The organism is Bradyrhizobium sp. WSM2793 (assembly GCF_000379585.1).
Classification (GTDB): Bacteria; Pseudomonadota; Alphaproteobacteria; order Rhizobiales; family Xanthobacteraceae; genus Bradyrhizobium.
Genome location: NZ_KB902787.1, coordinates 115386 through 137174, shown reverse-complemented (window position 1 = coordinate 137174; position 21789 = coordinate 115386). Strand labels below are relative to the sequence as shown.

General features: G+C 58.0%; 17 protein-coding genes and 2 pseudogenes. 14 read left to right on the top strand and 5 right to left on the bottom strand.

Annotated features, from left to right (window positions below; all coding sequences use genetic code 11):
* A pseudogene (locus A3AS_RS0121650) lies at nucleotides 1–196 on the bottom strand (IS5/IS1182 family transposase); the annotation flags it as partial.
* Nucleotides 197–1270: 1074 nt separating this feature from the next.
* Here A3AS_RS0121650 and A3AS_RS49815 point away from each other — a divergent pair.
* The 5 genes and pseudogenes from A3AS_RS49815 to A3AS_RS0121625 all read left to right on the top strand — a co-directional run bounded on the left by A3AS_RS49815 (nucleotide 1271) and on the right by A3AS_RS0121625 (nucleotide 4513).
* A complete protein-coding gene (locus A3AS_RS49815) occupies nucleotides 1271–1639 on the top strand; it encodes a beta-L-arabinofuranosidase domain-containing protein (RefSeq protein ID WP_026202234.1) in 369 nt (122 codons plus the stop codon).
* Nucleotides 1603–2497 (top strand): annotated as a pseudogene (locus A3AS_RS48410) (glycoside hydrolase family 127 protein); the annotation flags it as partial. The gene A3AS_RS49815 and the pseudogene A3AS_RS48410, both read left to right, overlap by 37 nt.
* 33 nt (nucleotides 2498–2530) lie before the next feature.
* Nucleotides 2531–2947, top strand: coding sequence for a hypothetical protein (locus tag A3AS_RS48405; RefSeq protein ID WP_371260695.1), 417 nt, complete (start codon nucleotides 2531–2533; stop codon nucleotides 2945–2947).
* Nucleotides 2947–3231, top strand: a complete 285-nt coding sequence (locus A3AS_RS50095) for a hypothetical protein (protein WP_371260693.1) — start codon at nucleotides 2947–2949, stop codon at nucleotides 3229–3231. Before A3AS_RS48405 ends, A3AS_RS50095 begins: the two co-directional genes overlap by 1 nt.
* 454 nt (nucleotides 3232–3685) lie before the next feature.
* A complete protein-coding gene (locus A3AS_RS0121625) occupies nucleotides 3686–4513 on the top strand; it encodes a hypothetical protein (protein ID WP_018319653.1) in 828 nt (275 codons plus the stop codon).
* Between the two features lie 926 nt (nucleotides 4514–5439).
* Here A3AS_RS0121625 and A3AS_RS0121620 read toward each other — a convergent pair.
* The 4 genes from A3AS_RS0121620 to dctA all read right to left on the bottom strand — a co-directional run bounded on the left by A3AS_RS0121620 (nucleotide 5440) and on the right by dctA (nucleotide 11682).
* Nucleotides 5440–5826: a response regulator transcription factor gene (locus A3AS_RS0121620; protein ID WP_026202231.1), complete on the bottom strand. Its 387-nt coding sequence runs from the start codon at nucleotides 5824–5826 to the stop codon at nucleotides 5440–5442.
* Between the two features lie 86 nt (nucleotides 5827–5912).
* A complete protein-coding gene (locus tag A3AS_RS0121615) occupies nucleotides 5913–6596 on the bottom strand; it encodes a response regulator transcription factor (RefSeq protein ID WP_018319651.1) in 684 nt (227 codons plus the stop codon).
* Nucleotides 6593–9265: a PAS domain S-box protein gene (locus tag A3AS_RS0121610; protein WP_018319650.1), complete on the bottom strand. Its 2673-nt coding sequence runs from the start codon at nucleotides 9263–9265 to the stop codon at nucleotides 6593–6595. The genes A3AS_RS0121615 and A3AS_RS0121610 overlap by 4 nt, the downstream gene beginning before the upstream one ends.
* A 1094-nt stretch (nucleotides 9266–10359) precedes the next feature.
* Nucleotides 10360–11682, bottom strand: a complete 1323-nt coding sequence (gene dctA, locus A3AS_RS0121600; RefSeq protein WP_018319648.1) for a C4-dicarboxylate transporter DctA — start codon at nucleotides 11680–11682, stop codon at nucleotides 10360–10362.
* Nucleotides 11683–12855: 1173 nt separating this feature from the next.
* On the opposite strand from dctA, the gene A3AS_RS0121590 reads away from it, so the two are divergent.
* From A3AS_RS0121590 to A3AS_RS45400, 9 genes are all read left to right on the top strand, one after another.
* Complete coding sequence (locus A3AS_RS0121590; RefSeq protein WP_026202230.1) at nucleotides 12856–13536, top strand: molybdenum ABC transporter permease; 681 nt, start codon at nucleotides 12856–12858, stop codon at nucleotides 13534–13536.
* Nucleotides 13537–13647: 111 nt separating this feature from the next.
* On the top strand, nucleotides 13648–14910 hold the full coding sequence (locus A3AS_RS0121585; protein WP_018319646.1) for a serine hydrolase: 1263 nt from the start codon (nucleotides 13648–13650) through the stop codon (nucleotides 14908–14910).
* Nucleotides 14911–15743: 833 nt separating this feature from the next.
* Nucleotides 15744–16844 carry a hydrogenase small subunit gene (locus tag A3AS_RS0121580; protein WP_026202229.1) on the top strand — a complete coding sequence of 367 codons (1101 nt, stop codon included), beginning with the start codon at nucleotides 15744–15746 and terminating at the stop codon, nucleotides 16842–16844.
* A 13-nt stretch (nucleotides 16845–16857) separates the two neighbouring features.
* Nucleotides 16858–18648, top strand: coding sequence for a nickel-dependent hydrogenase large subunit (locus tag A3AS_RS0121575; protein ID WP_018319644.1), 1791 nt, complete (start codon nucleotides 16858–16860; stop codon nucleotides 18646–18648).
* A gap of 4 nt (nucleotides 18649–18652) precedes the next feature.
* The gene (gene cybH / locus A3AS_RS0121570; RefSeq protein WP_018319643.1) at nucleotides 18653–19363 is read left to right on the top strand and encodes a Ni/Fe-hydrogenase, b-type cytochrome subunit; all 711 of its coding nucleotides are present in this window, start codon (nucleotides 18653–18655) and stop codon (nucleotides 19361–19363) included.
* Between the two features lie 10 nt (nucleotides 19364–19373).
* Nucleotides 19374–19958, top strand: a complete 585-nt coding sequence (locus tag A3AS_RS0121565; protein ID WP_018319642.1) for a HyaD/HybD family hydrogenase maturation endopeptidase — start codon at nucleotides 19374–19376, stop codon at nucleotides 19956–19958.
* 16 nt (nucleotides 19959–19974) lie between these two features.
* Nucleotides 19975–20265, top strand: a complete 291-nt coding sequence (locus A3AS_RS0121560) for a HypC/HybG/HupF family hydrogenase formation chaperone (RefSeq protein WP_026202228.1) — start codon at nucleotides 19975–19977, stop codon at nucleotides 20263–20265.
* Between the two features lie 285 nt (nucleotides 20266–20550).
* The gene (locus tag A3AS_RS0121555) at nucleotides 20551–20889 is read left to right on the top strand and encodes a hypothetical protein (protein ID WP_245283247.1); all 339 of its coding nucleotides are present in this window, start codon (nucleotides 20551–20553) and stop codon (nucleotides 20887–20889) included.
* Entirely contained in the window at nucleotides 20886–21743 is an 858-nt protein-coding gene (locus A3AS_RS45400) for a hydrogenase expression/formation protein (RefSeq protein WP_018319639.1), read from the top strand. Before A3AS_RS0121555 ends, A3AS_RS45400 begins: the two co-directional genes overlap by 4 nt.
* Nucleotides 21744–21789: the final 46 nt, after the last annotated feature.

Genomic DNA, 21789 nt, shown 5'->3' with positions numbered 1-21789 from the left:
GCAGCCCGATCACAAAGCGGGTCGCGATCCCGGGCCGGCCGTTCTCGCTGTACAGCGGCGCGATCTCGCCGTCGATCCAGTCCCAATCGACCTTGCCGGCGAGCCGAAGCAGCGCGTGCTTCATATTGATGATCTGGTCCAGCCTAGCCCGGAACAGATCGCCCGATCTCGTCGTCCTGTGCTTCTCCGGTCGCATCGCCACCTCCGATGCGACGACGGAATCATGGCTGGCGATTCGACGGAATCCCGAAAATGAAATTGCAAGGCTCCGATGCCCGGTGCACCAAACCCTGCATTCGCAAACCAGTCCACAACGACAAAATGCGATTCTAGCTCAATCGCTTAGCCGTTCTTCACGAACGACGAATTACGGACAATTGGGAGATCCAAGTCGGCTCTTGGTTACCCAGCCTGCTATCTGCCTTGCAGGGCCAAATCAGCCTGAAGCTCGATGCACAAAAGATATCTCTAACTCATCCTCGCATCTTGCCGAAGCCGGCGAGCAAGTCGGTGTAGACAGCTTGTGGCCGCTCCGTCGCGGCTTATTCACTGGAAGCGCATACGCGCGACAACTTACTTTTCCCGATTGCCAGCATCCGCGCCATGTCGGGCAAGTTGAGCATGCACTTCGACCCCGGGACGATTGCTAGGATTAGCAGTCCAGTTTCCTCCGTAGATCGCGCGTAGCAGCGGCTCATTCAATCCGGTTGGGCCACACGCGCCACCGCGGCCCTCCCACCTGCTACCTGTCATCAAAAGGATTGTTAGAAACCGGACATTCCCGCGCAAGTTCCAGGGCCTAGAATCAATAGCAGATGGTTCGCCGCACCGGAAGGACGCGGCGCGCCCGCCGTATATGCGACAGGCGAGTACTATTGGCCATTATCTGGCCCAGCGACAACCGACCCGCTCGGATAGGAGGATCGACCATCCTTGTGGCGACGCGGGATTTAGCACGACTGGCAAATCCGGTCGGTGGCCAGCGATCGCATCGGGCTCATACCGCGGAGCCGCAGATCGGGTTGAAAGAAGAACCGCTCCTCATTTTCGGCACGGGAATTGCTGTCCCGCTCCTCGAACGCGACTGCTGTCAACGCATGTCTGGAGTGCGGCGCCTTTGGGCAGCCTCTCCATTTCTATCGTTTGAACGCTCGCACCGAGAATACGATTGTGCAGCCGCAAATCTCAGGGCCACAACCCAACAACGCAATCGTGGTGAGATGGCTTGCCAGGCTAGGCGTCCGTTCGCCACACTCCAAGGAGGAACGAGATGAATGATCGGAATGTGGCCGAAGTCGATCTTCACAACCTACAGGTCTCGGATCCGCTGATTGGGAAATGCCAGCAGCTGGTCAGGGAAGTGGCAATTCCCTACCAATGGGAGGTGCTGAACGATCGTGATCCCGATGCGATACCGAGCCACGCGGTAGAGAACTTCCGCCTTGCCGCCGGACGTGCGAGGGGGGAGTTCCATGGCACGGTTTTCCAGAACAGCGACGTCGCAAAATGGCTTGAAGCGGCTGCATGGTCGCTATGCCAGGCACCAAATCCAGACCTGGAGAAAGCCGCCGATGAGCTGATTGAATTGATTGCGGCCGCCCAATGCGGCGACGGCTATCTCAACACCTATCCATACTGAACGCGCCTCAGGAGCGCTGGACCAACCTAGCGGAGTGCCACGAGCTTTATTGCGCGGGCCATTTGATTGAAGCGGGTGTCGCGTTCTTTCAGGCGACTGGCAAACGGCGATTGCTGGAGGTCGTTTGCAGGCTTGCTGACCACCTCGGCACAGTTTTCGGCCCGGAGCGCGATCAGTTGCACGGCTACGATGGCCATCCGGAAATCGAACTTGCGTTGGCACGCCTCTACGAAGCGACAAAGGAGCAGCGATATCTCACGCTAGCCAATTTTTTCGTGGAGCAACGCGGCACCGAGCCACACTTTTACGACATTGAGTACGAGAAGCGCCAGCAATCCTGCGTCCCCAAATCGGACCGCATGCCTTGGATGATAAAAAATAAAGCGTATAGCCAAGCGCACTTGCCGCTTTCGGAGCAGCGGAGTGCAACTGGTCATGCGGTTCTTTTTGTATATCTCATGACCGCGGTAGCTCATCTCGCGCGTCTGCGCCAGAATGAGCAGCAGCGCCAAGCTTGCCTACGCCTATGGCAAAACATGGTCCAGCGCCAGATCTATGTTACTGGAGCCATCGGCTCGCAAGACGCCGGCGAAGCGTTCAGCAGCGATTACGATTTACCGAATGACACGGCGTACGCGGAAAGTTGCGCGTCGATTGGCCTGCTGATGTTCGCGCGCCGTATGCTGGAGATGGAACTGGACGGGCGCTATGCGGACGTGATGGAGCGCGCTCTACAATACCGTTCTCGGCAGTATCGCGTTCGACGGACGTCACTATTTCTATGTTAACCCGCTCGAAGTGCATCCCAAAACGCTGAGATCTAATGGCATCTACAATCATGACTCGCCGGTACGACGACGCTGGTTTGGCTGCGCGTGCTGTCCACCTAACATCGCACGCCTTTTCACATCGATTGGTCATTACATCTACACGCCCCGCACCGACGCGCTCTATGTAAATCTCTACGTTGGTAATAAGGTGGCAATATCCGTCGACGGACATGCGCTGCGGTTGCTCATAAGCGGCAGCTATCCCTGGAGAGACGAGGTGGAAATCGCCGTCGAATCTGCGCCGCCAATTGCCCACACGCTCGCCCTGCGCCTGCCGGAATGGTGCAGCTCGCCGCAGGCGAGCCTGAACGGCGAGCCTGTGAATTGCGAACCGCGCAAGGGCTATTTGCACATTCGCCGAACATGGCGGCAGGGAGATCGCGTCACACTATCGCTGCCGATGCAAGTGCGTCGCGTATACGGCCATCCACAAGTTCGCAATTTGGTCGGCAAGGTGGCCATCCAGCGTGACCGTTAATTTATTGTCTGGAGGAAGTCGACAACGGAACCGAGTTACACAACGTTTGGCTTCATGCAGACAGCCGGTTTTCCCTTATCGAAGGAACTGGTATCTTTAACGGCAAGATTTTGCTTCAGGCCAACGGGGCACGGTTGCAACACACGCATTCTGAAGAAGCGGCGCTTTATCAATACGACAAAGTACCTGGACAGCTAGAACCGCAGCGACTGACATTCATTCCGTGGATCAGCTGGGCTAATCGCGGCGAAGGCGAAATGCGGATTTGGATAAATGAGCGTTGACGCCGAACGCGCGGATCGCGCTTCCACGAGTCGAAGTTAGATTACGCTTCTGGCGCAGGCAATATCTTTGGTCAAAGTCTGGAAATCGGCGAAGACGGCTCGTCCGCGAGCTCCACTGGAACGTTGAAAAGAAGACCCAGATATGAGGCGGCGGGGCAGAACTCCGAAAAGAGTATGATCCGATTGGCGTCAGCAGATGAATCATCGATCGACCCAATTCCTAATGGAGCAGCATCCTCGGACGTGCTCGCGGCCTCTCATCAAACCTGATGAATGGCAATGGGACGAGCGTGCCGCGGTGTCGTTCAGAAGAAGGCCCTGTGACAAGCCAGCGTGAGGGCGGCCAGCAGGACCACGTCAGGTTTTGGTAAGCCAGGCTCCCTATCAGCGCCGCTGGGCCTAACAAGCCTAAACTAGATGCGGAAATGTATGTCCGACGGGAGCACCAATCGCCATGTATAATCGGATCAACGGCTCGTCCTACTTCCAATCCTCTCACTTTGCCGAAAGTGATGAGCAAAAGGACGCGGACAGCTTTGCGGATGCGTTCGCCAATATGCGCTTAGCCGAATCTGGCTCGACTGGCGGTTCATCTTCGGCAACAAGACCGTATTCGCTCGTTTCAACCCCTCCCATAATGGAGTTCAACGATCGTCAGTCATTCCGAAAAGCCGCGGAGGCCTATCATGGCGACGAAATCAAGTACATCGCCGACAACCCCCACGAGTACTCCGAGTTCGTGTCCGCCAAGGCAAAGCGAACTGCAGAACTTGCCAAAGACTACGGGACCACCCGGGATTCCGAGAATGCGCGATACTTCAGCTACCAATTGGGCAACAAGAGTGTCGGACTTCTAAGAATGGAAGGCGGCGACAGCATGACGAAGTTCGACGTCAAAAGGTGGAAGGAGCTGTTTCCTGGGCGATCCGGGACGACGTCTACCGTAGATCTTCAGGTCGTTCATCCGCTCGTCGAGAACGCTGGCGATATTCTGCTCGAGCATCAACTTCGAATGGAAGGCAAACGGCCGCTGCTCAATTTGCGTCCGGCTAATCCGGAAGCAAGAGCCCGTGCGGCAAAGATGGGGTTCGTCGAGGTTGACGACGACAACATGGTTCTCGACCCAGAGAAGTCAGACAAATGGGTAAGGAATAGCGACGGCGAATGGCAGCGAAAAGGCACTGCTGCGCGGTATCTTTCCAAAGATGGCGACAGTGAAGGCAGTGATACCGAGATCCCAGCGAGCTCCTCAACATACGATTATGAGGATGATTTTATGTGACCATGGGATCCCGGAGATATGGCCCCATGGAGTAGGCCCTATCTAGCCTGCTCCGGGCTCCTCTGCGTTTATTGCCGTTTCGGCTGGGAGTTCCTCTGAGTCGGCTCAGAATACTACCCCCAGACTGCTTCTTGGCTTAGCGGTTGCTGATTTGTTTGCGCCTTGGGAGTAGGAGCTCACGGCGCAAGGCAATTGCGACAATGCTCGCTGCGGCGAGAACCTGCATGGGGTGCCGCCAAAGTGCGCCCGGCCCCCCAGGGGCCGGGCGTGCTGCGCCGAGCAGTTTGGACTGCTTGGAGGCAGAAGTCTTCTACAGATGACGCCTACGAAGTAGTAAGGGCGTGGGCGCCTGCCGTGAATCGGTGGGCAAGGAAATGCACAGCGAAGCGGCGTCCCTATGGACAAGGCTGGCCGGCATGCGTCAACGGACATCACGACGCCGTAAGCACGAGCATCGTGCAGAGCTCTTTCACCAGAAAAGCCTCAACACAAGACGTGAAGCGTTGTCCTGGGCGAAGCTCCGTTGGCATGGTCACTGCAGTCGGGCTGCGCACAGCCAATCTCTTGCTTTGTCGAGCGCTCTCGGCCAGCTCCACTCTGCAATGGAATATATAGCCTCGATCCAGACGGAGTTAAGAAATGCTTAGGCTCGTCGATCGCTTTAGGTGAGCATTACGTTGAACGTCGACCTGCAGAATGAGTCGAGCCGGCGTGCCCTCCGTTCCTCGCAGCGGCAAGTTGTTCTGCACCAATGTAGCCGCCTGGCGATAGTCGGTAAGGCATCCACAAGGCAACAATTGGCCTCTCGCTCGCCCGATTTTAGAGCAAGTAGCGTGTCCGACCGCGAAGAGGTTGATCGGTGGCGAGATCGTCGTCGCATGAGCGTTTAGATCGGACATGAACTCAAGCGCTGCAGGTTGATTGCGTCAGATCCCGACTCGGCCGCCACGCGCCTTCAGTGCGGTGTCGATGTACTCGATTAACGCTTGTCCGCCAAAGGGTTTGGCAAGGAAGCCAATCGCTCCGGCGCCCAGCGCTGAGGCGCGCACGCGGTCGTTGGGGAAAGCAGTAATGAAAATGAACGGTGCGTCGTAACCACGCGTCCGCATCTCTGCCAACAGCTCCAAGCCGCTCATAGCCGACATCTGCACATCGGTAATGACACAGGATGTCTCGTTCAACTGCGGCGACCGCAAGAGTTCCTCGGCCGACGCAAATATTTGGACGATGTAGCCACGCGATTTCAAAAGGTTCTCTGTCGCCGCACGGACTGAGGCGTCGTCGTCAACGACGGAAATCAAAGGCGTGGACAAGACGAGCCCTCCTGGCGCAGGAATGGTGGCTGCCAAAGCATTAGCCACTTTCGGCGAAAGTGGGCTCGAGAAATGAAATTGTAAAATCATACTTGGGTTTGTTCAGGACGATTGGTGCGAATTCCCAGCGTCTCAGTCATTCTGATCAAGTCGGCGAGCGACCGGGCACGCATCTTTTTCATGACGTGTCCCCGGTAGATCTTGACCGTAATTTCGGCGAGCCCAAGCTCGGCGGCTACTTGCTTGTTCATCAGGCCGGTAGCGACCAGTTTCATCACCGCCTGCTCGCGCGGGCTTAAGGTCTCAAATAGAGACTGCAGGTTTGCGACGGTCTGCTGAGCCTTCCGTCTTTTGCGATCGCGTTCGGTCGCCGCAACCACGGCATCAAGCAGTTCCTGATCGCGAAACGGCTTGCTGAGAAAATCGACCGCTCCTTCCTTCATGGCCCTGACGGTCATGGGAATGTCGCCATGGCCGGTAATAAAAATGATCGGAATATGTATGTTCAACCTCGCCAGCTCGGTCTGGTACTCAAGGCCGCTCAAGCCTGGCAGCCGAACATCAAGAACTAGACAGCTAACAACGTCCGCAATTGTGCTCTGCAGCATTTCGCGGGCCGATCCGAATGCAACGACGTCCAACCCTACCGATTTAAAAAGGTTCGTAAGCGAGCGACGCATGGAGATGTCATCCTCGACGACGAAGACGATCGCCTTTGTCGAGGCCTCGGCATTGCTGCCTTCACTTGGCGAGTCAAAGCACCTTGTCACGAGATGACCTCCTCATGCAATGGTAGGGCAAACTGGAACGTCGCGCCCGGCCCATGTCTGTCGACCATTGACAGCCGCCCTCCGTGAGCTTCCACGATCGACCGGCAGATCGAAAGACCCATTCCAAGGCCACTCGACTTGGTGGTGAAGAAGGGATCTAAGACGCGGTCCGCGTCGTCCTCGGCGACCCCGACGCCGCAATCGGTCACGGCAAGCTGCACCTGCCCCATGTCGTCCTTTGATGATTGAATCAGCAGTTCGCGCGTCCGGTCTGTTACAGCGTCCATGGCTTCGATTCCGTTCATCACCAGATTGATGATCACCTGTTGTAGCTGAATCCGGTCGCCGAGGATTGCAGGCAGCGCTGCCGTCAACTCGGTTCGTAACGTCACTCGGTGGCTCACCAGCTCTCGTGTTACCAACGCAATGACGTCCTTAACGACCTCATTGATATCGAGCGGCACCATCTCAATCTCGCCTTTCTTCGCGAGTGCGCGAATACGACGGATCACCTCGCTTGCCCGGATTGCGTCTTCGATGATCCACTCCACCGAAGAACGCGCGGCGGAAAGATCAGGAGCTTCGCGACCCATCCAACCGAGGCAAGCATCGGCGTTGCTGATGATAGCGGCGAGTGGCTGGTTAATTTCGTGGGCGATGGAAGTTGTCAGCTCTCCTAACGTCGTTACACGCGTCACATGCGCAAGCTCCGCCTGTGCCTTTCGTAGTTCTTGTTCGGCTTGATCGGCGCGAATGGTAGCGGTGATGTCAGTGCTGACCCCACGGTAACCGAGAAAATTGCCGTTTCCATCGAAAAAAGGCTTGCCACTCGTGCGGACGTAGATCGGAGAGCCTGTCCGATTCACGGTGCGGTAGACGAGATCCCGAAACGGAAGATGGGCCTCCAACGTCGCCCGATGCTGCCGCCACTTCTCGGGTTCCTCTTCGACGTCGCACGCAATGTCCCAGCGAAGCAGGCCCATCAATCCTGTGGCCAAAATTCCCGCAGCGCTGGTGTGCTCGGACAAGTGAGTGACCTGATGATCTGGCCCAGTCTCCCAGAGCCAGTCGGAAGCTGTTTCGGCGTAGTCGCGAAAGCGCTGTTCGCTTTCGCGCAGCGCGGCAAGTGTGGTTTCCAGGCGTTCCCTAGCTGCGTGTTGCTCGGTGACATCCATATGCGTTCCGATCAGCTCGCTGACGTTACCATCGCTGCCGACCACCACGTGCGCAACGGAGTGTATGCGCCTCATCCCGCCATCTGGTAAAACAATACGGAAATCATATTCGAACCGCCCCTCCTTGTGTTCAATCGCCTGGCGCCGCACCTCCTGCAGCCGCGGCAAGTCGTCCGGATGGATGCGCGATCGAATGGTCTCTATCGATACCGGTTCTTGTGGGCTAAAGCCAAACAGACGATCGACCTCGGCGGAGCGATACACGAAATCTAGACCGTAGACGTCCCAGGACCAGCTGCCCGTGTGACTGAGATGCTGGGCTTCGGCCAGATATGCTTCGCTGCGGCGCAGCTGCTGTTCTGCTCGCCTCGCCGCCGTAATATCCGTAGCTGCCCCAACAAACTCGATGTCACCAGACGCAGTTCTCGTGGCTCGTGCCTGCGCATGGATGTGCTTCACCGAGCCGTCAGGTAGCAGCAACCGGTATTCGTGCTCGAAATCGCTCGGGTCTCGCATCGCTCGATCAATAGTTTCTTTAACCGAAGCCCTATCATCTGGATGAGTGCGCTCAACGACGAGCTGCGGCCCTGGGACAGTCTCAGAATCTAATTGGAAAATCCGAAATGTTTCCTTTGACCAGAAGGCCTCGCCCGTAGTGGTGTTCCAGCTGAAGCTGCCTGTATGACTCAACTCCTGCGCCTGGGCCAAATGTGCTTCGCTCCGCTGCAGGGCAAGTTCGGTCCGCTTTCGCTCCGTGATATCTTCGCAGGCTATAAGGACAATGGGCTGGTCATCGGCCCAGAGCATGGCTTTCGCGTTTTCACGTACCCACAAGACCGAGCCGTCCTTCCTGACCTTCTGGACGTCCCACGTGCGCGATTGTCCGATATCCTCAAGGCACGTCCGAACGCATTCGCGAATGAACGCGCGATCCTCCTCAAGAAATACGCCCAGCACGGATTGACCGATCAGTTCAGCACGAGCATAGCCGAGTTGTGTCGCGCCGAACGTATTGACGTTGAGGACCGTGCCGGCTTCGTCGACCATGAAATACATGGCCGGATTGTGCTCGAAGATTGCGCGCCATCGTTTTTCGCGATCCTCCAAGTCGGCCGCACTCCGCTGAAGCTTGGCCGCAGCCACACGCGCAGCCTCTCTTTCCTGGCGGAGCTTTCCGATCAGGTGCGTCCCCACAATCGAGGCAATAAAGAATGCAACAACCACCGGAAGATCTTGGGGGTCATCGATTCGCAGGCTGAACGCCGGCGGCGCAAAATAGTAAGCGAGAGCAACGATGGCTAGGATGCAAAGCGCGGACGACGCGATGAAGCTGCCCATCAACGAAAACAGCAATACCACCAACAAATAGGCGAACGCCGTCGCGGCGAAATGCGCCTGAAGGTACAAGCAAGCCAGTGTTACCACGGCCAGCGTTATGCTGCCGAAGGTAAACTGAGGGCCTGAACGTTTAAAACTGCTGATCTGGCTACACATTGTGATACCGTCCGGCCTGTTCTCCGGCGGGAGAGCTATAACATTTTAGGCAAAAATGGGGCAATCCTCGGCCACAAGACCCGCTGGTGAGCGGTTCCGAGATCGATTGCTTGCGGCTGAACTGAGCACGCGCCGAGAAAAAACGCATTACAGACATACGTATAGTTGTCCTAAACCTTCCAATATGGCGCAGGCTGACACGCCTGCAATCGAAGTTGAGATGTCTGCTTTCCTCCGCTGCCGATAGCCTCCCGGCAGGCGCTCGAGGCTGCGGCCGAGGACAACCCCTTAAGCCAGCGGTACGAGGACAGCGGCTGCAGGTCAGCCAAGACGTTGAGGCAAAACAATCACGCGCGCCTCGCCGAACCCGGAAAGAACAGGGACAAGCTGCCGGACCACTCATCTCGCCGGCACGATCGGTCATGCGGAAGAAAGCGCAATGGTCATGTGCCGAGACACGAAGGCCAAGCAACGCGATTGCTATCTAGCGTTCAGGCCATCACGCGTAGGTGCGGAGGACTTGTCTCGAGTGGCTAGCCGGAACCGAGCGCGCACAGTGACGCCTAACCGACACTAGCCGTGTACGAGCCGCCACGGCTCCGTCGAGGTGCCATCTAATCCATGCTGATCACACCCATCACGGTCTGATGCGCAGCGCGCATCTTAACAACGGACACGAGTTGCGTCAGCAAGATCGCTACCACGTCGTTGGTCGGGCGAGGCAAATGCGGTGACCGCGCATATGGGCATTTGTAGGCGGACCAACAGCTAGGTCCGTCAGGCCGGGCACGTTCTGTCGCAGTCCTGTTGTCTGGCTCGGCAAATGGTGCACAAGCGTTCAAATGGCCGGGAGCCTTGACCGCGAAAGACGCGCTTGAAAATGACTGTAAAAAAAGCTCCTACTCTCTTGCTCGCGTGCGGCATCGTTTCAGGGGCGGCTGCCGGGCGCAACGCGGAGCAAGGCGCTGCGCACTGGAGATCGCGCGAAAAAGTTCCGACTCGTATCAAGTCGGTTGTGCCGATTCGAATTACGAGAAATGTGGCTGCGCTTGCATTCGAGGCGTCTTCGAATGGCGGCGGTTAAGATTCGGGACCTACCTCATTGTGCTTGTAGTGTCGATATTGGTGGAGACGGTGGGCTGGTTGAGCCGGGCCTGTAGCGTCGCGTGCTCGAGCTCGTCTTCCCACCAGGATACGAACACGGCGGCGATGCCATTGCCGGTGATGTTGGTAAGGGCGCGCACCTCGCTCATGAACTTGTCGATCGAAAACACGATTGCCATGCCCGGTACCAGCGCTGGGTTGACCACCGACAACGTTGCAGCGAGCGTGATGAAGCCCGCGCCGGTGACGCCGCTTGCCCCCTTCGACGTTAGCATTGCCACGAGCAGGATCGTGAGCTGCTGGCCAAAGGTGAGATCGACCCCGAGTGCCTGGGCAATGAACAATGTCGCAAGTGTCATATAGATATTGGTGCCGTCGAGGTTGAAGGAGTAGCCAGTTGGCACCACGAGGCCGACCACGGGCTTGGAGCAGCCCAGCCGCTCGAGCTTCTCCATCAATTGAGGCAGCGCGCTTTCAGAGGACGAAGTGCCGAGCACGATCAGAATCTCGTCCTTGATATAGACAATGAACTTGAAGATTGAAAAGCCGACGAGGCGCGCGATCAAACCGAGCACAACAACCACAAATAGCGCCGCCGTCGCGTAAAACAGCGCGATCAGACCGATCAAATTGCCGAGTGCTGCCGGCCCGAACTTGCCGATCGTGAAGGCCATGGCGCCGAAGGCGCCGATCGGGGCGGCTTTCATGATGATAGCGATTACGCCGAACACCGCGTGCGCCACGTCGTCAATCATGCCGCGCAGCCGCTCACCACGGTTTCCCAGCGCCATCAGCGCAAAGCCGAATAGGATCGCGAACAGGAGAACCTGCAGAACATCGCCGCGAGCAAAGGCGCCGACCACAGTATCGGGAATGATGTTGACAAAGAAATCGACGGTCTTCGAGGCTTCCGCCTGCTTGACGTAATTGGCGACCGCCGCAGCATCCGGCTTGACCGCAAGGCCATGGCCGATTTGGACCAGATTGCCCATAACAAGGCCCAACAGCAAGGCAAAACTGGAGACGATCTCGAAATAGACCAGCGCCTTGACGCCGACGCGCCCGACTTTCTTCGCATCTTGAATATGCGCGATACCAGATGTGACGGTGCAGAAAATAATCGGCGCGATCACCATTTTGATGAGCTTGATAAACCCGTCACCGAGCGCCTTGACCCAGTCGCTGGTCGCGACGGACGGCCATAGGCAGCCGACCACGGCGCCAATCACGATCGCGATCAGCACCTGGACGTAGAGAATCTTATACCAAGCTTGCGACGCGCGCGCGGGCGCCGCAGTTGCCATGGTGGTCATGACGCTTCCTTCCCGAATATCCTCGAATGTGAGCCGCCGCGTGATTGAGAGGCGGCAGCGTCATACGAGACTCATCATTTTAGCCGTGTCCGATTGAAGACGGTTCCGAGAGCCGACGCGTCGTTCCAAAGGCAGGCGTTCAGTTACGTTATCTTTCTCGCTAAGCAAGATATGCACCAGATGCGCAAACTGCGGTCGATTAAGCGGCCGCGGACAAGCCGTCATCTCCGGGTGGCATCGGTTTGAGTGCTCGGACCACGTTCGCAAGGTCGAACAAGAAGTTGCAGCGTGACTCGTATCTTGATCGGCTGCGCGCATTAGCGGAGTCACGTCTCGCCTGGAAACCCTAGCGTGATCGATATGCGCCGACTGCTGAGATGGATGCAACAGTACGTGACATTAGTAAAATTGATAGTTTGGATTACAGGCATCCACGCGATGGAAGCCTGGTTTAGGCACTCGATTGCGCGAAAAAAATCTTTGATGGACGCACTGCGTTGTCGCTAGCGGCAAAGCTCGTTCGTGCACGGGGCATTTGTCTCCAGGCCTGTGCTAACGATGCGCATTAGGCAGGTTGCTCGAGAGGCGGCCTTCGCTCTCGGCCCCTCGCGGCTTTTGTCGCGTCGCAGAAGCAGCGTGACGATGATTTCTCAGCTTGATCGTTCGCGTTGCTGCCAAACGGCAGGCTTCCTGCAATCCGTTCCATTGCCGGCGCGGCGAGTGCGGCGTTTGAGCCGTCGGCAAACCAAACGGGCATCTCTCGGGGCGTCAAATTTTCCGTTTCGTTACGCGGCGTGTCGCTGTCTGCTCGGGAACAAAGATGCCAGGAATCTGACAAAGCGTTAGGTCCACTCCACAGTGACGTCGACGTCTCTATGCGAACTTCTCTCACGTTGAGCATAGAGCGCGCCAAGTTCGCACGCGGCACAGGAATTGCTGATGACGAACGAGGGGCTGCCGCCGTCAGAGGATCGAAGCGGCCCTGTCACAGGAGTTGCCGATGAGGCGTGCGATGCTGCTCTTGCTCGCGGAAACGACGCGCGTGAATGTGGCGGCCGCCACGAAGCGCCGCGCAACCAAAGGGCGATCTGCGCCACATTGCTGGGCGAGCCGGACGTGCAGGCGATCACTGTGCCGGTACGGCGACCTGCTCTCACTGTTGGGCTGACGCACATGGAGGTCTTTTCGGCAGAGATTTCGCAATCCGTTGCACTCACGATCGAGCTCGCCAGCGTGACGACCGTGATCCTCCTCGTGATTGGTGTGCCCCTCGCTTGGTGGCTGGCGCGCTCAAAGACTCTTTTGAGCGAGGCGGTGGCGACGATGATCGCCCTGCCGCTGGTGCTACCGCCGACAGCTCTCGGTTTTTGCGTACTCGTGTTGCTCGGCCCCAGCGGACCGGGTGGCGTTCTCGCCTCTTTCTGGGGCGAGCGCACGCTCGCTTTTACCTTCGCAGGAATCGTGGTCGGATCGGTTCTCTCGGCGCTGCCGTTGGTGGTGCAGCCGATCCGTAACGCCTTTGTCACGATAGGCGATCGCCCGTTGGAAACTAGGCCGCCCGTTTCGCCGTTGTATGCCTTCATTACCATCAGCGCGCCGCTGGCGCGACTAGAGTTTGTTAAAGCGGCCGTGGTTGGCTTTTCTCATACGATCGGCACATTCGGCGTCGTGATGATGATCGGCGGCAACATTCCTGGGCGCACCAAAGTGTTGTCAGCCTACGTCGTAGAGTACGTCCAAGCATCGCGCTGGCGCGAGGCGAGTGTGGTTGCCGGCGGTATGGTGATGTTCGCCTTTGCGGCAATCTTCACTTTAGCCCTCATCGACAGACACTGTGCCAGGAGAGGCACATGAACGCAAGCGCACCAAGCCGGATAGAACCGTCTTGGGCCTACCGGCCAGACATATCCGATCACGACCGAGCAGCAGTATTGCAAGCCGATCATCCATCCTTGCGAGGCTACAATGAACAAGCTTGTTATGGCCGCGGCGGCTGCTGGAATCGGCTTCAATTCATTGCACTCCGCGCCTCTGCCCGAAGCGACGGCCGATGACGTCGGTGTTTCTCAGCAGCGCCTCGCCAAGCTAGACGAGTTCTTCGCTCGCGAGATCGCGAGTAAACGCGTGCCGGGCGCGGTGGTTGCAATCGCCAAAGACGGCAAGCTGATTCACTACAAGGCGTACGGGCAACTCGATCCTGCAAAAGGAAGGTCGATGCGGCTCGATGCGATGTTCGCGCTTGCGTCTATGACGAAACCGATGGTGGCCGTTGCGGGGCTTATCCTCATGGAGCAAGGTCGCCTGCCTCTACAGGCTAGGCTTACGGATTACTACCCAGAATTCGCAAACATGAAGGTGGGAGTGCCACAGCATGACGGCTCATTAGAATTTCAAACGCAGAGGTCTCCGATCTACATCCACGATCTATATCGCCACACATCCGGGCTGACCTATGGCGCGGCGCCCGACAGCTCAGACCAAGTGGCGCGTCTCTATCCTGATTTCGCCGCTCCGCCACTAAGGGGCGATAAGCAGGCGTTCATCGAAGCCATTACCAAGCTGCCGCTAGCGCACCAACCGGGGACGGAATTCGAATACGGTTTCTCGACCGATGTGCTGGGAGCTGTTGTGGAACAGGTCAGCGAACAGCGATTGGGCGACTATCTTGCCAGCAACCTGTGGAGGCCCATCGAAATGCAGGATGCCACTTTCCATTTGTCGGAATCGCAACGCGAGCGCCTCGCGCATCCATTTCCAGACGACCCGCTGACGGGAAAGCCACAAGTCATCGAGCTCCTCGAAAGTCCAACGAAGTTTGACTGCGGGGGAGCCTGCGCATTTGCGACAGTCGGTGACTACGTGCGCTTTGGACAAATGCTGCTCAACGGCGGGGAGCTCGATGGGCAGCGCATTCTCGGTCCGAAGACGGTGCGCCACATGATCTCCAACCACCTCGGGCCAGAGATCAAAAATAAGGTCGCCAATGTGGAAGCGCACCGTGCCGGCTTCGGCTTCGGGCTCGGAGTGGCTGTACGCACAAACGAGGGTCTCTCGGCGGTTCCGGGCAATCCAGGTGAGTTCACCTGGACCGGCGCCTACGGGACACAATTTTTCTGCGACCCAAAGGAGCGTCTCGTCGTGGTGGTCGGAACGGCAGCGCCCGGAGAAATCCGGAAGTATTACCGCGAACAAGTCCAGTATATCGTCTATGCTGCAATAATCCGATAATTCGCTTTCCGTCGAAAGGCTCGCTGAACCGTTTGGGGTAGCAGGCAGACAGTGTTGCTGCTACGCATCGATGTCGACTGAAAGCGGCGCCGTCGACTGCTATCCGCGTCGGCCGGATCGCACCAGTGCTTCAAAAACGAGATCGCCTCCGTCATCGCGAAGAAGCTCTTGCAAGGGGGTTTGGTGTTGCGATGCGCCAAGACGATCGCGCCTTGCTATCGATCGGCTCGCGCGATGAACGCTCCTATGATAGCTCTGAACGTCCAGGCTCTCGCCCACAATCCCGTAGCGATGCCGTGCGGCGAGCCGCTTTGAATCAAAGGCAGTCGGATTCGATCAGGCCTAAAACGCGAAGGCAGCGTGCGCATCGCGGCTCAATCCATTGCGGCGTCTCTTCGTCGCTCGACCGCCGCTTTGGTACGTGCTGCTTGCGCAGTTGCGACTATGAGCGGCTTTAACACCCCATCGGTCAGCAATCGACAAGTCTTTTTAAAACCGGGGGGCAGTGCGGTGCCCGTCAACTGCACCAATTCTATTCAACAATCGGCATGACACGTGAGTGTCGCGGTCGTGCAAGAGCGAGTATGACGTAGTCGCCGTGCAGTGCTGAACCATCGTGCTGCTCTGTTGAAGTGCTCACATCGACGTCCAAAACCGGACACCATTAGCATGACAGATCATTGGCGCAGCTTCTGGCTCGCTGGCTGGTTTCGACAATCCGCAAATCCCGAAGCGCTGGCTTGGTATCTGTCTAGGGTTTCGCTTCGGTGGCCTGTTTCTTGCTGAACGTCAGCAATTCGTTACGGCCGACGACAACTCACATGGAAGGCTTCATGGATGGTGCAACGGAAACGTTCTACAGCGTGATCAGACGTCAGGGTATCACGCGTCGTAGTTTCCACAAATTCTGCAGTTTGACTGCCGCGAGCTTGGGACTTAGTCCGCTCGCCGCAAGCAGTATTGCCAACGCCCTGGAGACCAAACCGCGTGTGCCCGTCATCTGGCTGCACGGGCTCGAGTGTACCTGCTGCTCGGAGAGCTTTATCCGCTCGGGCCATCCCTTGATCAAGGACGCGCTGCTGTCGATGATTTCGCTCGACTATGACGATACGATCATGGCGGCGGCAGGACATCAGGCCGAGGCCATCCTGGAGGAAACTCGTGCCAAGTACAAAGGCAGGTATGTGCTCGCCGTCGAAGGCAATCCGCCGCTGAAGGAGGATGGCATGTTCTGCATTGACGGCGGCAAGCCGTTCGTTGAAAAGCTCAGGTCGATGGCGGAAGAGTCCATGGCGATCATCGCTTGGGGCACGTGTGCGTCCTGGGGATGCGTGCAGGCGGCCAAGCCCAATCCGACTGGCGCGGCGCCGATCGATAAGGTAATCACCAACAAGCCGATCATCAAGGTGCCCGGGTGCCCGCCTATCGCAGAGGTCATGAGTGGTCTCGTGACTTTCATCACCACATTCGGAAAGCTTCCTGAGCTCGATCGTCAAGGGCGTCCAAATATGTTTTATTCCGAGCGCATTCACGACAAGTGCTATCGGCGTTCCCATTTCGACGCTGGCCAATTCGTCGAAGAGTGGGACGATAAGTACGCACGCAAGGGCTATTGCCTGTACAAGATGGGCTGCAAGGGGCCAACCACTTACAATGCCTGTTCGGCCCTTCGGTGGAACGGCGGCGTTTCATTTCCGATTCAATCCGGCCACGGCTGCTTCGGCTGCTCCGAAGACGGCTTCTGGGATAAAGGGTCATTTTACGACCGACTCACGACCATCAAGCAGTTCGGCATCGAGGAGAACGCCGACCAAATCGGCATGGCCGCTGCCGGCGTGGTTGGGCTAACCGTCGCTGCCCATGCGGCGGTCACCGCCGTGAAGCGGTTGACCCACAAGCCGGATCGCGCAGCCCAAAAAAGCAAACCGAGTTGAGGAGGGGGCGACGGTGGCCGTCCAGACACCGAATGGGTTCAATCTCGATCGTTCCGGCAGGCGAATCGTCATCGATCCGCTGACGCGGGTGGAAGGCCACCTGCGCGTCGAAGCCAATCTCGATTCCGATAATGTGATCCGCAATGCGGTCTCAAGCGGGACGATGTGGCGTGGCATCGAAGTCATCCTGCGCGGGCGCGATCCGCGCGACGCCTGGGCGTTCACCGAGCGGATTTGCGGGGTCTGCACCGGCACCCATGCGCTCACCTCGGTGCGCGCAGTTGAAAATGCACTAGGAATTACGATTCCGGAGAATGCAAATTCGATCCGCAACATCATGCAGTTGTGCCTGCTCGTGCATGATCACCTCGTACATTTCTATCACCTGCACGCGCTGGATTGGGTCGACGTCGTCTCCGCGCTCAAGGCCGATCCCAAGTCGACCTCCGCGCTGGCGCAGTCTATCTCGCCTTGGCCGCTGTCGTCCCCGGGCTATTTTAAGGATTTGCAGATCCGGCTCACCAAATTCTTCGGATCAGGGCAACTCGGTCCGTTCAAGAATGGCTATTGGGGGCATCCGGCCTACAAGCTGCCACCGGAAGCGAACCTGATGGCTGTAGCGCATTATCTGGAAGCGCTCGACTTCCAGAAGGAGATCGTCAAGATCCAAGCTATCTATGGTGGCAAGAACCCGCATCCAAACTGGCTGGTCGGCGGCGTGCCCTGCGCGATCAACATCGACGGAACTGGTGCGGTGGGTGCGATCAATATGGAGCGACTGAACATCGTGTCCTCGATCATCGATCGTTCGATCGAGTTTGTCGAGCAGGTCTACCTGCCCGACATTGCCGCGATCTGCTCGTTCTACAAGGACTGGCTCCATGGCGGCGGACTTTCGAGCAAAAGCGTGATGTCCTATGGGGACATCCCCGAAAACGCCAATGACTGTTCCGCGAAGAGCTTCAAGCTGCCGCGCGGGATCATTCTTGATGGCAATCTCAAGGAGATACTGCCGATCGACCATGGTGATCCCGAGCAGATCCAAGAATTCGTCGCGCATTCATGGTATAAGTACCCCAGCGATTGCTGTGGACTGCATCCGTGGGACGGTATCACCGAGGCGAGTTTTGAACTTGGGCCAAAACTCAAAGGCAGCAAAACAGATATCAAGGAACTCGATGAAGGCGGCAAGTACTCCTGGATCAAAGCGCCGCGCTGGCGCGGCCACTCCGTCGAGGTCGGGCCGTTGGCGCGATACATCATCGGTTATGCGCAAGGCAAAGCCGAGTTCAAGGAGCCGGCCGAGAGACTGCTCAAGGGGCTCAATCTTCCCCTGACTGCGCTGTTCTCGACGCTTGGCCGTACTGCGGCGCGGGCGCTCGAATGCCAGTGGGCGGCGCATCAGATGCGTTATTTCCAGGATAAGCTGGTAATCCACATCAAGGCAGGCAATACGGCAACTGCCAATGTCAGCAGGTGGAAGCCGGAAAGCTGGCGCAAGGAGGCCAAGGGCTACGGGTTCACGGAGGCGCCGCGCGGTGCACTCGGGCACTGGATCAAGATCAAGGACGCCAAGATCGACAATTATCAATGTGTCGTGCCGACGACGTGGAATGGATCTCCTCGCGATCCCAAGGGCAATATTGGCGCTTTTGAAGCCTCCCTGATCGGTACCCCGATGGCCGATCCGCAGCGGCCCCTGGAGATCTTGCGCACCATCCATTCCTTTGATCCGTGCTTGGCTTGCTCGACCCACGTGATGAGTCCTGACGGCCAAGAAATGGCTTCAGTCAAAGTTCGTTAGGGACATGCTGGACAACGCTCCGCAGCTCCTTGCCGCCGTCGATGCGGCCCCGACTGAACGCAGCATCGGTGGTGGCGTCGCCTACGCACCGGTGCGACTGTGGCATTGGGTCAATGCGGCGGCCATTCTGATGCTGAGTTTAACCGGCTATCTCATTGGAACCGGGACACCGGCGATATGGGGTGAGGCAAGCGGCAATTTCCTGTTCGGCTATCTCCGCTTTGCTCATTTCTCGGCGGGATATGTGCTCAGCGTCGGCTTTTTTCTACGCATCTACTGGGCCTTAATGGGAAACGCGCATGCCATGCAGATCTTTTGCGTGCCGCTTTGGCGCAGGTGCTTTTGGCGCGAGGTGTACCACGAGATTCGCTGCTATGCGTTCATTACAGTTGAGCCCGAGAGGCGCGTCGGGCACAACCGTCTTGCTCAGCTCGCAATGTTCTTCATGTTTACGCAGACGACCACGTTCATGGTCGTCACAGGCTTTGCACTTTATGGGCAAGGTGCCGGTACTGACAGCTGGCAGTACAAGATGTTCGGCTGGGTGTTCTCAATGTGGCCGAACAGTCAGGACGTCCATACCTGGCATCATCTCGGCCTGTGGGTGATCGTGATCTTCGCGCTGGTCCACGTCTACGCCGTGATCCGGGAAGACATCATGTCGGGCCGCAGAATCTCTTCTATCATTTCGGGTGAGCGCGGGTTTCGCGATTGACGGGAAGCGGATGCTGAATCCGGAAAGCAAGAAACGGATCTTGGTGCTCGGCATCGGCAATATCCTGTGGGCCGATGAGGGATTCGGCGTGCGTGCGGTCGAGGAGTTTCATCGCCGCTACGCGATCGATGATAACGTCACCGTCCTCGATGGCGGCACACAGGGGCTCTACCTCGTCAGTTTTCTTGAGCAGGCCGATTGCCTGATCGTGTTCGATGCCATCGACTATGGATTGCTGCCCGGGCAGTTGAAGCTTGTGCGAGATGACGAAGTGCCAAAATTTACCGCCGCCAAGAAGGTGAGCCTGCATCAGACCGGCTTTCAGGACGTCTTGAGTGCGGCCGACCTGCTTGGCCGCTGCCCGCGAGAGCTCGCTCTCATCGGCTGTCAGCCGCTGGACCTGGAGCATTGGGGCGGTCCGCTGACCGCTCCGGTGCGCTTTCAGATTGCGCCTGCGATTGAACTGGCTTGCAAACTCCTGGCGCAGTGGGACTCGCCGGCAAAACCGCGGACCGCGCCGCTGCCTGCATCAGAACGGCTGTTGGCGAACAATATCGACCATGCAAATTATGAGATGAGGGCGCAGCCGGTCTAGCGGCCCGCGACTGACCATGTGCCTTGGCTTGCCAATGACGATTGTCGAGACCGACGGCATCACGGCGCTGTGCGAATATGGCAATGAACAGCGGCGCGTCTCGGTCATGCTGCTCTCCGACGCGTCGGTCGGCGCCAAGGTGCTCGTTCATATCGATAGCGCGGTGCGGCTTTTGGACGAAGATGAAGCAAGGCTGATCTCGGAAGCACTTGACGGGCTTGAGGCCACCCTCAACGGCCAGGACTGCGATCGCTTCTTTGCGGACTTGATCGGTCATGAGCCGCAATTGCCGGAGCACCTACGCTAGCAGTTCCGCTCGCCGGTTGCGCCGACTAGGCTTGCTCACAAATCGAATTTCAGTCGCACGTAAAATGTCAGGCGCTTCGAGCCGTTGGTTCGAGCGGGAGTCGCGGCCAGACGATGATTGGCATGCGCCTTGCTAATAGCCTGCTAGCAGAACCGAACATTATCAGAAAGGCGCGTGATGAAGTTGCAGCCGGCGCAGCATGGTCTGGCGCGGCCCGCTCCGTCCGACGTGGAGGGCGTCAGCGTCGATGCGCGCCTGGCCGCGCACGCTCCCGTGAGGGCAGCCGTGATGCCGCTGTCGGCGGGCGATCCCCTATATTTGCTCCGGATCATCCAGCTCGCATTCTTCGTTCTTGAAATGGTCAAGGCGTTTCGGCAGCGCATGCAAGGCGCAGTGCCTGCGGGCGGCGTTGGTGGCGAACTGGTCGGCCGGCTCGGCCTGCGTGGCCCGTCGACGCCGAGCCTGTGGGATCGGCACGATGCACTCCGCCTGATTGGCAAGAGACCGATCCGTTTGGTCAAGATCGATCGCATCTCGGTACCGATCGTTCGGCCACACGCCGGCAGCACTTGGGTCGGCAAGTGCATTGCCTCTCGATACACCAAACGGAACATCGCATCATGAAAGCAGCGATCCGCGTTGTATCCGACGACACCGAGCGGGTGACGTGCAAGTTTGGCACGGCCTCGGAAAGTCTCGATGTATTCCATAGCGGATCGACGAATGCGCTCGCCAAGCGCGCTTGGCGCGATGGCGACGAGCTTGCAAGGAACTATCCGAATGCCACCGCGCTGTTATCGAATGCCGCTGCTGCCGCTGGCAGCCAGAGAAGCGGCGCTCGGACGCAACTGTACGGACTAGCGAATCTCAGCGATCCCGAGCGCAAGCTGATAGACGAAGTGCTCGGAGAAGGTGAGGTTGCCGGCGTGGTTGCGCTGCCAGATGGCTCTTTGGCGCAAATTCGGGAGTCCGTGCTTGCAGGAATCTGGCGCGTGCGCATCGGGACCGAGCCGGCGCTCGAATATGTTGAGGTCGGGGCGATCCCGCAGATTGTCCGGCGCGCCGCAACTGACCTGACGTCCGCCGATCTTGTGATCGGCGCGGCGCCTGACGGCGCGATGAACGTGCAACCGGTGCTGGCGGAAATGCGCGAGCGGGCGCGCGTGTGGCGGTTTGGCATGCGCGCGCATGTCATCAATCTCACATTGCTGCCGATGAGCGTTATCGACCTGGCGTTCCTGCAGCAAAGCGTGGGCAATGGCCCGGTCCAACTCATCTTCCGCGGCTACGGCACGTGCCGAGTGCAGGCGACCGGGATCAGGAACGTCTGGTCGGTGCAGTTCTTCAATTCTACGGACAACATCATCCTTGATACGCTTGAGGTCGGCGGCGTGCCGATTATTGCGTTGGCTGCCGACGAGGATTTCCAGGACTCTGCCGAACGCATGCAGGAAATTATCAAGGCGTACTTCACATGAAGAGCTTGGAGAACGTTCGGCACCGGGTGGGATCCCGCAGACGGGG